We start from the raw sequence: 12,299 nt of genomic DNA, 5'->3' as shown, positions 1-12,299 counted from the left end.
CGGATCCGGCGGCCGGGCATCAGCCCGGCCGCCGGATCACTTGTTGTCGCCCCGGGTCACAGCCCGTACGCGAACACCACTCCGTACCCGACCGGAACGTCCGGGTCGCCCTCGGGGTAGGCCTGGCCGGCGGCGAGGACGCTGGTGGTGCCGGGGATGGCGGTCGGCTTCGGGATGTGGAGCTCGTACCCGTCCTGGGTGGGCGTGTACCGGGTCAGCTCGCCGTCGGCGGTGCGGTGCACCAGGTCGCCGTCCCAGCTGCCGTCCTTGATCCACAGGCCGCCGGCGCCGTCGTCGGTGACGCCGGAGTAGCGGCCCTCGGACTCGCCGGTTTCGACCGTCCACTCCGTGCCGTCCCAGTGCGCCAGCAGGGGGAGGTAGCGGTTCCGCTCGTCGTCGTCCACGTAGTGGATGTCGCCGACGGCCCACACGTCGTCGGCCGCGCGGGCGTAGACGTCGGTGAAGCCGGCGGACGGCTCCCCGCCGGGGAGGTCCACCTCGGGGACGTCCATCGGCTGCCACCGCGTGCCGTCCCAGCGCTCGACGCTGGGCTGGTCGCCGTCGTAGCCGGCCGCGAACACCGCGTCGGAGGCGACACCGGAGACGGCGCTGGCGGTCGACTCCGGGGCCGGGTAGTCGCGCCAGACCTCGCCGTCGAAGTAGGCGGCGCGCGCCCAGCCGTCGACCGGCTCGGAGAGGAGCCACACCTCGTCCTCCGACAGCGCCTCGATGTCGGTGGGGACCAGCGCCGGGTCCAGTTCGACGGCACGCCACGCGGTGCCGTCGTAGTGGAGGGTGCTGGCCCCGTCCTCGGACACCCCGGCTGCCCAGACGTTGTCCGCGGCGGAGGCGTCGGCCACGGTCGGCCGGAGGGTCCAGTCCGCCGGCAGCTCCTCGCGCTGCCAGTCGGCGCCGTCCCAGCGGTGGATCCAGGTCGGGCCGCCGTCGTCGGCGATGCCGAACGCCCAGACGTTCCCGGCGTCGGCGGCGGCGACCACGTCGAACGTGCCGCCGAGTTCCGGCGATCCGTACGCCAGGCGCCATCCGTCCTCCGCCTGTGCCGGGCCCGCCAGCGCCGCCGTCGTGGCGAGTGCCGCGGCCGTGGCCGCCGTCACGCGCACCATCTGCCGGCCCCGCACGGCACCGGCACGCTGCCGACCCCCGGTCTTCGTCATACGGTCACACTCCGTTCCGCTCGGTGATCACTCTGGATCTGTCCGTAGGACGTGCGACCCCCGCGTTGGGTTCGCCGGGAATCACGAATTTCCGCAGAAAGTCCCGGGATGACAAGCCAGTTCGGCGGCAGATTCGGGGAACACCGACCGTTTCCGCTGTTCAGGCGGTCGGTCGACTCACAACGGGTTCAGAGCGCGTCCCGCCCCACGCCGGGACGGCTGCGGTAGAGGTCCCGCATCAGCGCGATCTCGGCGCCGTGGTGGACCACCTCGCGGTTGACGTGCAGCGCCAGTGTCAGGAAGGGGAACTCCGCCCACTCGGACGGTTCGGCTGCGCCGACCGGCGCGGCGAAGTCCTCGGCGTCCAGGGCGCGGACCCCGGCGCACCAGGCCGCGTACGCGCGCTCCAACCGCCGCATCGCCTCGTCAGCGCTGCCCGGCCAGGCCGCGTTCTCCAGCATCATCGTGCGCCCGCCGAAGTGGTGGTCGACCCGCATCTCCAGCACCTCGACGACGATGTGGCCGAGCCGCCACCCGATGGTGGTGACCGGCGGCGGCACCGGCTCGGGCCACTCGCGGTCCGGCGCGAACGTGCCGTCGCTGAGCCGCCGCACCGACCAGCAGCCCTCGACCGGCTCCCAGTAGAACTCGTCGTCGCCCAGGCCGATCAGCCCCGGACGCAGCGAGGTCTCCCAGTAGAACTCCAGCTGCCCGAGGATCTCGGCGGTCCAGTTCAACACACGTCTCCCCCTGCCCGACATGGAGGTGTTCTATCCCTTCCGCACATCGCGGGCCGGCTCGTCACCCGGCACCAGTCCTGCCATTCTCCCGCCCGATCCGGTGGCTCGCCGACGCGGCGTTCAGGGAGGGGGCGGGAGCGGCCCCCGTCGCGTCCACCGCACCGGCGAAGCGGAGCCGCCGTTGTGCCACCACCGCGCACCCGGCAACGGCTGGCCGGGCCGGGCCGGCCGGCGGCTCACCCGGCAGTCCGGAGACCGGCCGTCCGGACCTCGCGCCGGACGGCCTGCGCAACCGCCGCGGAGGCTCCCGTACGGCGTCGCCGCCCCGGTCCCGCGTGCGGACCCGCGCCCGGCGGGCGTGGTCGCGCGGTGGCGCCGCCGGCCGCCCGCTCAGGCGGCGGGTCAGACCCGCCGACCGACCCCGGCCAGCACGCCGACGCCGGTCGCGGTCACCTCCTCGTCCGGATAGGGCCACCAGGCCATGTCGGCCAGCCCCGGTTCCACCAGCGGAAACGGCCCGAACAGCGCGGCGGCGTGCTCCCGGGCCCACGCGTCCGGCACCGCGCCGGCGGGGTGCACCGGCCCGCTCCCGGGCCGCTCGCCGGTAACGCGGCGCTGGGCGATGGCGATGCGCCCGCCGGGGCACATGGCCGCGTGGAAGGCGCGTACCAGTTCCTCGGGAACGAGCCCGGCCGCGCGCACCGCGTCCGGTTCCACCATGAGTACGGCCACCGGTTCCGCGTAGTCGACCAGGCCGCGTGCGCCGAGCGCCGCGACGACCGCTTCCGGCCGCTCGCCAGCCGCCCGTACCACCGGCACGGTCCGCGTACACGACGACGCCCGGCCGTGCAGCGACACCGCGGAGTCGGTGTCGACGTACACGACGCGGGCGTCGGAAACGTACTGGCGGGCGGCGTGGTGGATCCCGTCCGCGACCGGAAGCCGCGAGCCCACGTCCACGAATTGCGCGATCCGCAGATCCGCCGCGAAATGGCTCACCGCCCGCCACAGAAATCCGCGTTTCGCCTGCCGAAGGCGCGTGTTCTCGGGGGGCCGGCCCTCCGTGGGCGGACGCTCCCGGCCGGAGCGCCGCAGGTAGTCCTCGACCCGGATGACGCGCGGAAGCGGCACGTCGAGCGCGGGGGGATCGTGCTCGATGTGCCTTGCCCGCCGATCGTCAGTCACGATCACGCTCCCCGACCGTCGGCTGATCAGGGCTCGGTGACCGGGAGGGCGCTCCGCGCCAGCGCCTTCCGAATCCCGCGACGTCCCGTGGCCCTTTCATTAGCGCCCGATGGTACCGCTTCCACGGTTATTTATCCGCCGCGCGCAATTCAATGGCCGGTAATGCGTACTCCGTGCGGGTGACCGGGACTTCCGCCGCGTTCTCAGGGGCGCGGGCGCGGATCCGGTACGGGGGCGATCCGGTCGTCCACGAGTTCGTAGTTCCACCTCGGGCCGCGCGTCGCCAACTCGGCGACGGCGCCGACCAGCCGGTCCACGTGCTCCTCGGTGGTGCCCAGGCCGAGGCTGGCCCGCACCGCCTGGGTGTGGCCGGAGGGGAGCAGCCGGCGGGTCAGCAGGTGGGCGCAGAACAGGCCGTCCCGGACGCCGACGCCGTACTCCGCCGACAGCGCCGCGGCGAGCTGGTCGGCGGCGAGCCCGTCCACCACGAACGACACGATCCCGACGCGGGGGTGGTCGCCACCCCACAGGCCGAGGTCGTGCACCCCCGGGATGCGGGCCAGCCCGTCGCGCAGCCGCCGCAGCAGCGCCTGCTCGCGTTCGTGCAGCCGCTCCTGGTCCGCGGCGCTGAGGACATCGCAGGCCGCGGCCAAGGTGACGGCGCCGAGCACGTTGGGGCTGCCGGCCTCGTGCCGGGCCGGCAGGTCGTTCCACCGGACCCCGTCCTCGGTGACGTTGGCGGTGGCACCGCCGCCGGCGAGGTAGGGCGCCGCGGCGCGCAGCCAGTCGGTGCGCCCGGCGAGGACGCCCGAGCCGAACGGGGCGTACAGCTTGTGCCCGGAGAAGGCGACGTAGTCCGCGCCGGTCGCGGCCAGGCTGAAGGCCCGGTGCGGCACCAGTTGCGCGGCGTCGACCACGATGCGCGCACCGGCGGAGTGCGCCACCTCGGTCAGCTCCTCGATCGGCCAGATCTCGCCGGTGACGTTGGACGCCGCCGTCACGCACAGCAGCCGCGGGCCCTCCGGGGCCGAGCCGAGCGCGGAGCGCGCCGCCTCGACCGCCTCACCGGGGCTCGCCGGCAGCGGCAGCCGCACCACGCGGCCGGCCCGGCTGCCCCGGTGCTGCCAGGGCAGCAGGCTCGCGTGGTGCTCGGCCTCGAAGACGACGACGGTGCAGCCGTCGGGCACCGAGCGCGCGAGCAGGTTGAGCGCGTCCGTGGTGCTGCGGACGAACACCACGGCGTCGCCCTGCCGCGCCCCGACGAAGTCGGCCACCGAGCGGCGGGCCCGCTCGTAGGCGTCGGTGCTGACCTGGGAGTGGAAGCCGGCCCCGCGGTGCACGCTGGCGTAGTAGGGCAGCGCCTCCTCCAGCCTCCGGTGCACGGCGGTGAGGCACGGGGCGCTGGCGGCGTAGTCGAAGTTCGCGTACTCCACCCACTCGCCGGTGACGAGCGGGACGCGGACGTCGGCGCCGACGACACCGACGGCCTCCTCGCCCGCAGCGGGGGTGATCGCGGACTCCGGGAGCGGGTTGTCGGCGACAGCGGTCATTACAGGGCACCTCCATGGGTCCGGGGACCCCGGGGTGCACGCGGTGGTGCTGGCACGGGAGGGGTCCGCGCTTGCCTGACACGGTTGCTTGCTCGGTCGTGTCTCGACCTGGTCCTCACCCGGGGCACCCCACCGCGGAAGGAGGGTTGCCGGCCAGCAAGCCGGGGCTTGACGCTGGCGCTCATGACCTGCGGGTGACTATAGCGCACGTTGTCCGGTTCCCGGCAAGCCGGGGCGGCCCGTCCGGCGCGTGATCGGGGTCTCTCCGCGGCGGCCGTGCCGCTGGGTCAGCGATCGGGCGCCCGCCCGGCCACGGCGCGTCCGGTCGGGGATACTGGTCGTGCTCGCCCTCGGCACGGGCGCCGGCGCCACCGGCCGGCCCGGGCACCGCGGGGCCGCGTGAAGGGAGGCACGTCCAGCGTGCACGGCCACGACCGCTTCCATCACCTCGCCGGCCGGGCCGGCCGCTCCCCCGGGCGCGCCGGTGCGCCGGACCGGACGAAGGCGGTCCGGTGAGCGCGCCGGGCGGCGCCGGCGGTCCGCTCGCGGGCGTGCGGGTCGCCGATCTCTCCCGGGTGCTCGCCGGGCCCTACGCCACCATGCTGCTCGCCGACCTGGGCGCCGAGGTCGTCAAGGTGGAGGACCCCGGCCGCGGCGACGACACCCGTGCCTGGGGGCCGCCGTGGGCGGGCGGCGAGGCCGCGTACTTCCTGGCGGTGAACCGCGGGAAGCGCAGCCTGGCCGTCGACCTGAAGGACCCGGAGGGCCTGGCCGCCGTGCGCGAGCTGTGTGCGCGCTCCGACATCGTGGTGCAGAACTTCCGTCCCGGGGTGGTCGCCCGGCTCGGGCTGGACTACGCCGCCGTCCGGGAGCGCAACCCCGCGGTGGTGTACTGCTCCGTCACCGGCTTCGGGCCGGACCACCGCCCGCCGGACCGGCCGGGCTTCGACCTCGTCGTGCAGGCGGAGAGCGGCCTCATGGCCGTCACCGGGGAGCCGGCGGGAGCGGCCGTGAAGGTCGGCGTGGCCATCACCGACGTGCTCACCGGGCTGAACGCCGCCGTGGCGGTCCTGGGCGCGCTGGTGCGCGCCCGCGCGACCGGCCGCGGCGAGCACGTCACCGCCTCGCTCATCGGATCGGCGCTGTCGGGGCTGGTGAACGTGGCGCAGTCGGCCCTCGTCACCGGGACGGAGGCCGGACGCTACGGCAACGCCCACGCCTCCATCGTGCCCTACCAGGCGTTCCCCACCGCCGACGCCGACATCGTCATCGCCGCCGGCAACGACGCCCTGTACCAGCGGCTGTGCGCCGCGCTGGAGCGCCCCGACCTCGCCGCCGACCCCCGCTACGCCGACAACCCCGGCCGGGTGGCGCACCGCGCCGAACTGGTGGCGGCGCTCACCGGGACGCTGCGCGAGCGCGGCGCCGCCGAGTGGCTGGACCGCCTGGCGGCGGCGGGCGTGCCCGCGGGTCGGGTCCGCGGGGTCCTGGAGGCGCTGCGGGCCGCGGACGCCGCCGGGGACGACGCGACGCTCGCGCTCCCCCACCCCACGGCCGGCCTCCTCGACCTCGTGCGCGCTGGTTTCCGGGTGCCGGCCGAGCCGGATCCCGATGCCGGCGAACGGCCTGGCGACGGACCCCGGCCGACCACGCTGCCGCCGCCGCTGCTCGGACAGCACTCGGCCGCGGTACTGACCGAACTGGGACTGTCCGAGGGCCGGATCGCGGCCTTGGTCGAGCGCGGCGCGGTCCGGCAGCACGAGGTCCGCTGACGGCCGGCCGCCGACCGGCCGATCCAGTGCCAGGGGCGATCGCCGGGCAGCGGGCCCTCCCCATGGCCGCGGGCGGCCCGGGGCCCGGCGGTCCGGGCGCCGGGCCGGTGCCGCCGAACAGCGCGCATCCGGTTCCGCGCCGCCCGGCCCGGGGAACGGAGGTGGTATCACCCCCTGGAGGAGGAGCACCCGCCCGAGGACGGTCCGGCGGATCGCGGGCGTCCCGGCCGGGCCCGGTGGACCGCGGTGGACCGGCACCGCGAACATCCAGCTCACACGTACCTTCCCGGCTCCGGCCGGGGCACCCACCCAAGGAGATCCGATGACCGAGCAGCGCGGGCCCGCGGCCCCCGCCCCCGACGACTTCCTCGCGGTCGACGCCGCGCTCACCGGCGAGGAGCAGGCCATCCGCGACACGGTCCGCGACTTCGCCGCGCGTGAGCTGCTGCCCAACGTCGCCGACTGGTTCGAGGCCGGCACCATCCCCGACCCCCGGGCCCTCGCGAAGGCGTTCGGCGGGCTCGGGGTGTTCGGGATGCACCTGACCGGCTACGGCTGCGCGGGGACCAGCGCCACCGCCTACGGTGTCGCGTGCCGCGAGCTGGAGGCCGTGGACTCCGGGCTGCGCAGCTTCGTTTCGGTCCAGGGGTCACTGGCGATGGCCGCGATCCACAAGTACGGCTCCGAGGAGCAGAAGGCGTCCTGGCTGCCGCGCCTGGCGGCCGGGGAGGCGATCGGCTGCTTCGGGCTGACCGAACCCGACTCCGGCAGCGACCCCGGCTCGATGCGGACCCGCGCGCGCCGGTCCGGATCCGACTGGGTCCTCGACGGCACCAAGATGTGGATCACCAACGGGTCCGTCGCCGACGTCGCCGTGGTGTGGGCGGCCACCGACGACGGTATCCGGGGCTTCCTGGTGCCGGCCAGCACGCCCGGGTTCACCGCCACCACCATCCACCGCAAGCTGTCGCTGCGCGCCTCCATCACCTCCGAGCTGGTGCTGGACGGCGTCCGGCTGCCCGAGGACGCCCGGCTGCCGGCCGCGGCGGGCCTCGGCGCGCCGCTGTCCTGCCTGAACGAGGCGCGGTTCGGCATCGTCTGGGGCGCCGCCGGAGCGGCGCGGGCCTGCTACCTCGCGGCGCTGGACTACGCGGGCACCCGGGTGCAGTTCGGCCGCCCCATCGCGGGGTTCCAGCTGACCCAGCGGAAACTGGCCGACATGGTCGTGGACGTGAACCACGCCAACCTCACCGCGGCGCGCATCGGCCGGCTCAAGGACGCCGGGCAGTGCCACCACACCCAGGTCAGCTTCGGCAAGCTCGCCAACGTCGCCGCCGCGCAGCGGGTGGCCGCCGCCGCCCGCTCGATCCACGGCGCCAACGGCATCACGCTGGAGTACCCGGTGCTGCGCCACATGCTGAACCTGGAGACGGTGGCCACCTACGAGGGGACCGAGGAGGTGCACGCGCTCAGCATCGGGCAGGCGGTCACGGGGCTGCCGGCGTTCCGCTGACCGGCGCGCGGCCCGGTGGCGCCGGCGGAGCCACCGGACGCCCGCGTTCCTCCCGCCGGAGGCGAGCGCCCGTCGAGTGGTTGCGATGTCTGGTGGATGTCTGGTGGGTGCCAGGCGCGGCGGTTCGGAGTCGGCGCGCCGTGGCGGGCCGCCCATGCGCCGCCGCACCCGGCGGCTGGTCGTCGGTTCTCCGCAACGCGTTGCCAGGAGGGTGTCCGGGGCGTGCGTCGCAGCTTGGTCGCGGCCGCCCTCTCCGGACGCCCGGTGGCGGGCGGCCGCGGCCCGCCCGGCTGAGCGGGACGAGCGGGCCGGCCAGCGGCTCCCCGCCGGTGGTGATCCACACGCTTTTCGCCCGCCCGCGCTCCCGGGTCCGGGCGGGGATCCGCCGGCCCGGGGAGCGGGGCGAGCGCCAGCGGCGATACCGGGGTAGTGTGCTCGGACAGATCGACCGCGAACGCGTCGCCGCTGGTCAGGGCCCGCACCAGCCTGGTTCGCGGCCAGCGGCGACTGAGTTCCACGGCGGCGACGGTCCCCGCCACCCCCACGAGCCCGCGCGGAGTGTAGCCGAGGATGCCGCGGCGGCGGCCGGCACCGCGTCGCCGTGGACCTCGCCGGACAGCCCGGCGCAGCGGAAGTAGTACTTTTGGCAGCTCGGCGGGCTGGGCGCGCGTCCCGCGCGGCATCTCGCCTCGTCCCGCACCACTCCACCACCCCGCGGCGGACCCGCCGGCGGAAGGGAGACGCACATGCGACCGGAGACCACACCGCGGACCCGGCTGGGTCCGGTGTTCTGGATCTCGGTGGGGGTCTCCGCCCTCTTCGTGCTGTGGGGCGTGTTCGGCGCGGAGAACCAGATGGCCGTGATGAGCGGCGCGCTCGGCTGGCTGACCAGCCGGTTCGGCTGGGTCTACCTCACCGTCCCCGTCCTGCTGCTCGGCTTCCTGCTGTTCCTCGCGCTCAGCAGGTTCGGCACGATCCGCCTCGGCGCCGACGACGACCGGCCCGAGTTTCGCACCCACTCCTGGATCGCGATGATCCTGGGGGCCGTGATGGGCATCGGCCTCATCTCCTACGGTGTCGCCGAACCGGTCTCCCACTTCATGGCGCCGCCGCACCAGCTCGCCGAACCGGGCAGCCCGGAGGCCGCGGTGGTGGCGCTCCAGTACTCCTTCTACGACTGGGGGCTGCACGCCTGGGCGGTGTTCGCGCTGTTCGGCCTGGCCTTCGGCTACTCGACGCACCGCAGGGGCCGGCGCGGCCTGATCAGCGCGATCTTCCGCCCGCTGCTCGGCCGCCGGGCCGACGGCCCGCTCGGCACCGCGATCGACGTGTTCACCGTCTTCGCGACGCTGTTCGGCACCACCACCTCGCTGGGGCTCGGCGCCCTGCAGATCGACAACGGGCTGGCCCGCCTGCTCGGCACCCCGAGCGGCGTCACCACGCAGGTGGTGATCATCGTGGTCACCACCCTGCTCTTCACCGCCTCGGCGGTCTCGGGCGTGCACCGCGGCATCCGCTACCTGAGCGAGGGGAACATGGTGCTGGCCGGGCTGCTGTTCGCCTTCGTGCTGCTCGCCGGCTCCACCGCGTTCCTGGTCAACGTCTTCTTCGAGTCGGTCGGCCGCTACCTCAACGACTTCCTGACGATGAGCCTGCGCGGCGCGGCGTTCGGCGACCTCGCCTGGATGCAGAGCTGGACCTACTTCATGATGGCGTGGTGGATCTCGTGGGGGGCCTTCGTCGGTGTCTTCCTGGCCCGCATCTCCCGAGGGCGCACTATCCGGCAGTTCGTCGGCGTCGTGATCGGCGCGCCGAGCGCGGCGTTCTTCGCCTGGTTCACGGTCTTCGGCGGTTCCGCCATCGAGACCGACCTCTACCGCGGCGGCGGCGTCGCCGAGGCCACCGCGGCCGACATCAACAACGCGTTCTTCGCGCTGCTGCAGGAGTTCCCGCTGCCAGCCGCGACCTCGGCGGCGGTGGTCCTCCTGGCCGCGCTGTTCTTCATCACCGGCGCCGACGCCAACACCTACGTCCTGGGCATGCTGACCTCGGAGGGCAGCCAGCGCCCGCGCACCCCGGTCCTGCTGCTCTGGGGCGGGATGACCGGCGCGGTCGCCGTCATCCTGCTGCTGTCGGGCGGGCTCCAGGCGCTGCAGCAGACCGTCATCGTGTCCTCCGCCCCCTTCGTCCTCGTCATCGGCGGACTGGTGCTCGCCTTCTGGAAGGACCTCAAGGCCGACCCGGCCATGGCGGCCCCGGCCCGGCGGCCCACCTCCGCCGTCCCCGAGCCGGCCGTCGCGGCGGGTGGCACCCGCGGCGGCGGGGATCCGAGGTGACCGCCACGGCCGGCGACGGCGTGCGGGCGCGCGACCGGGCCGTCCGGCACCGGGCCTGCGACCTCGGCGACGTCGCGGCCCCGGACTGCTCGCTCCCGTCCTCCGCACCGGTGGCCGGCGCCGGCTGACGCCGCGCGGGCGCCGCCGCCCCGCGCGCGCCCCCAGAATGGAGGGGGACGCGTGATAGGGAGAAGGCATGGCCAAGCAGACCAAGCGGTTCGAAATGACGAAGCTGCGGCGCACCGCCAACGCCGTCATCGGCGGGTTCGTCAAGTTCGGGATCGGCCCGGCCGAGCTCCACCTGCTGACGACGCGGGGCAGCAAGTCGGGGTTCCTGCGGACCACGCCGGTAAGCCTGGTGGAGAACGACCAGGGGCGCTTCCTGGTCGCTCCCTACGGGCCGGTCGGCTGGGTGCGCAACATCCGCAAGGACGGTTTCGCGACGCTGCGCCGCGGCGGCTGGATCGAGCTGGTGAGCGTCACCGAGGTCGGACCGCTGCGCGCGGCACCGGTGCTGCGCGACTACCTCGACCACCCGCGGGCGGCCGTCGTGGGGCCGCACTTCGAGGTCGAGCCCGGCGCCCCGGTGGAGTCGTTCGTGGAGATCGCCGACGCCCACCCCGTCTTCGAGATCGTACGGAGCACCACCGTCCGGCTCTGAGGGCCGGACGGAGCGGGGCGGGCCGCCGTGCGGCGGCCCGCCCCCTTCGCCCCGTATCCCGCCGGCGGGACACGGCGCGCACGTACATCGAAGTCGGCAGCCGTTCTCCCTCCCCCGGAGGAAGCGGCCGCCCCCTTCCGGTGGCGACGATGGTCGCATCGCGGCGACCGCCGCGCGACCCCCTCCACCGGGAAGGACCCCTTCCATGGATTCGACCGCCGCCACGCCCGCGCGCCGGGCGGACACCGCGGCGACAGCCGCCGCACAGCGGTCGGCCCTCCTGGACATCCTGCGGGGTGTGGCGATCATCGGCACCCTCGGCACCAATGTCTGGCTGTTCACCGCCGCCGGCGGCGAGGCGAGCATCGTCACCAACAGCGGCTCGTTCAGCACGGCGCAGACGCTGCTCGCGGACCCGGGCCCGGCCGCGGCCGCCGAAACGGCGTTGCGGTTCCTCGCCAACGGCAAGTTCCTGGCCCTGCTCACCCTGCTGTTCGGCGTGGGGCTGGCCATCCAGTTCCGGTCCGCCGCGAAGCGGGGCGCCCGCTGGCCGGGGCCCTACCGCTGGCGGGCGCTCTTCCTGCTGGCCGAAGGCGCGGTCCACTTCGTCCTCGTCTTCGCCTGGGACGTCCTCATGGGCTACGCCGTCACCGCGCTCGTGGTGGCGTGGCTGCTCACCCGCTCGCAGCGCGTCCAGAACGCCGTCATGTGGACGCTGGCCGGCCTGCACCTCGCGATCATGGCGCTGCTGACGCTGGCCATGGGCGCCGAGCCGGCCGCGGGCTCCGAGGCGCCCGGCGGCGCGGCCGCCGCCGCAGACGCCGAGGTGGTCCGGCTGTACGCCGAGGGCGGCTACCTCGACCAGGTGGCGTTCCGGCTGTCGAACGCCCTCGTGCTGCGGATCGAGCCGGTCATCTCCTTCCCGCTGCTGATGTTCCTCTTCCTGCTCGGGGTGCGGCTGTTCCGGGCGGGCGCGTTCGGCGACGACGCCGCCGGGCGGCGGATCCGGGCGCGGATGCTGTACTGGGGGCTGGGCCTCGGGCTCCCGCTGAACCTCGCGACCACCCTGGCCGGCGACAGCCTGGCCCTCGTGGACCGCTACGTGGCCGCGCCGGTGCTCGCGCTCGGCTACGTGGGGCTGGTCGGCTTCGTGGTCGACCGGATCCGCCGCCCCGGCCCGGTCAGCGGCGCCTTCGCGGCGCTCGGCCGCACCGCGCTCTCCGGCTACGTGCTGCAGAACGTGCTCTGCGTGCTGGCCTGCTACGGCTTCGGGCTCGGTCTGGCCGCCAGGTTCGCCGGAACCGGCCCGTGGTGGGTGCTGGGCCTGTGGGGCGCGGTGAGCCTGCTGCTGCTCACGGCCGCGCCGC

General features: G+C 74.8%; 10 protein-coding genes and 1 riboswitch. Of the genes, 6 read left to right on the top strand and 4 right to left on the bottom strand.

Annotated features, from left to right (window positions below):
* Positions 1 to 56 precede the first annotated feature (56 nt).
* From DEF28_RS03000 to DEF28_RS02985, 4 genes are all read right to left on the bottom strand, one after another.
* Positions 57 to 1,175, bottom strand: coding sequence for a hypothetical protein (locus tag DEF28_RS03000; RefSeq protein ID WP_233515060.1), 1,119 nt, complete (start codon positions 1,173 to 1,175; stop codon positions 57 to 59).
* A 188-nt stretch (positions 1,176 to 1,363) separates the two neighbouring features.
* Complete coding sequence (locus DEF28_RS02995; RefSeq protein WP_233515066.1) at positions 1,364 to 1,912, bottom strand: DinB family protein; 549 nt, start codon at positions 1,910 to 1,912, stop codon at positions 1,364 to 1,366.
* 405 nt (positions 1,913 to 2,317) lie between these two features.
* Positions 2,318 to 3,100 carry an SAM-dependent methyltransferase gene (locus DEF28_RS02990; RefSeq protein ID WP_158562751.1) on the bottom strand — a complete coding sequence of 261 codons (783 nt, stop codon included), beginning with the start codon at positions 3,098 to 3,100 and terminating at the stop codon, positions 2,318 to 2,320.
* A 203-nt stretch (positions 3,101 to 3,303) separates the two neighbouring features.
* Positions 3,304 to 4,650, bottom strand: a complete 1,347-nt coding sequence (locus tag DEF28_RS02985; RefSeq protein WP_114396280.1) for an aminotransferase class V-fold PLP-dependent enzyme — start codon at positions 4,648 to 4,650, stop codon at positions 3,304 to 3,306.
* A gap of 62 nt (positions 4,651 to 4,712) precedes the next feature.
* A riboswitch (SAM riboswitch) is annotated at positions 4,713 to 4,839 on the bottom strand.
* Positions 4,840 to 5,162: 323 nt separating this feature from the next.
* Between DEF28_RS02985 and DEF28_RS02980 the strand changes: the two genes are divergently transcribed.
* From DEF28_RS02980 to DEF28_RS02960, 6 genes are all read left to right on the top strand, one after another.
* Complete coding sequence (locus DEF28_RS02980) at positions 5,163 to 6,422, top strand: CaiB/BaiF CoA transferase family protein (RefSeq protein ID WP_114396279.1); 1,260 nt, start codon at positions 5,163 to 5,165, stop codon at positions 6,420 to 6,422.
* A 322-nt stretch (positions 6,423 to 6,744) separates the two neighbouring features.
* Entirely contained in the window at positions 6,745 to 7,935 is a 1,191-nt protein-coding gene (locus DEF28_RS02975) for an acyl-CoA dehydrogenase family protein (RefSeq protein ID WP_114396278.1), read from the top strand.
* Positions 7,936 to 8,681: 746 nt separating this feature from the next.
* Positions 8,682 to 10,271 (top strand): BCCT family transporter, encoded by a 1,590-nt coding sequence (locus DEF28_RS02970; protein ID WP_114396277.1) that lies wholly within the window; start codon positions 8,682 to 8,684, stop codon positions 10,269 to 10,271.
* Positions 10,268 to 10,399, top strand: coding sequence for a hypothetical protein (locus tag DEF28_RS28770; protein WP_258861800.1), 132 nt, complete (start codon positions 10,268 to 10,270; stop codon positions 10,397 to 10,399). The genes DEF28_RS02970 and DEF28_RS28770 overlap by 4 nt, the downstream gene beginning before the upstream one ends.
* 68 nt (positions 10,400 to 10,467) lie before the next feature.
* Complete coding sequence (locus tag DEF28_RS02965; RefSeq protein ID WP_114396276.1) at positions 10,468 to 10,932, top strand: nitroreductase/quinone reductase family protein; 465 nt, start codon at positions 10,468 to 10,470, stop codon at positions 10,930 to 10,932.
* A 205-nt stretch (positions 10,933 to 11,137) separates the two neighbouring features.
* On the top strand, positions 11,138 to 12,299 hold a 1,162-nt coding region (locus DEF28_RS02960; protein ID WP_114446103.1), incomplete at its 3' end, for a DUF418 domain-containing protein.

Source organism: Marinitenerispora sediminis, from assembly GCF_003336425.1.
Lineage (GTDB): Bacteria > Actinomycetota > Actinomycetes > Streptosporangiales > Streptosporangiaceae > Marinitenerispora > Marinitenerispora sediminis.
Note: the sequence above shows the minus strand (reverse complement) of the source record. Positions and strands in the feature narration are given on the sequence as shown.

What these genes read in the sequence shown, in the direction of transcription:
- DEF28_RS03000 (WP_233515060.1), bottom strand. Translation starts at nt 1,175, where the DNA reads ATGACGAAGACCGGGGGTCGGCAGCGTGCCGGTGCCGTGCGGGGCCGG.
- DEF28_RS02985 (WP_114396280.1), bottom strand. Translation starts at nt 4,650, where the DNA reads ATGACCGCTGTCGCCGACAACCCGCTCCCGGAGTCCGCGATCACCCCC.
- DEF28_RS02975 (WP_114396278.1), top strand. Translation starts at nt 6,745, where the DNA reads ATGACCGAGCAGCGCGGGCCCGCGGCCCCCGCCCCCGACGACTTCCTC.
- DEF28_RS02970 (WP_114396277.1), top strand. Translation starts at nt 8,682, where the DNA reads ATGCGACCGGAGACCACACCGCGGACCCGGCTGGGTCCGGTGTTCTGG.
- DEF28_RS02965 (WP_114396276.1), top strand. Translation starts at nt 10,468, where the DNA reads ATGGCCAAGCAGACCAAGCGGTTCGAAATGACGAAGCTGCGGCGCACC.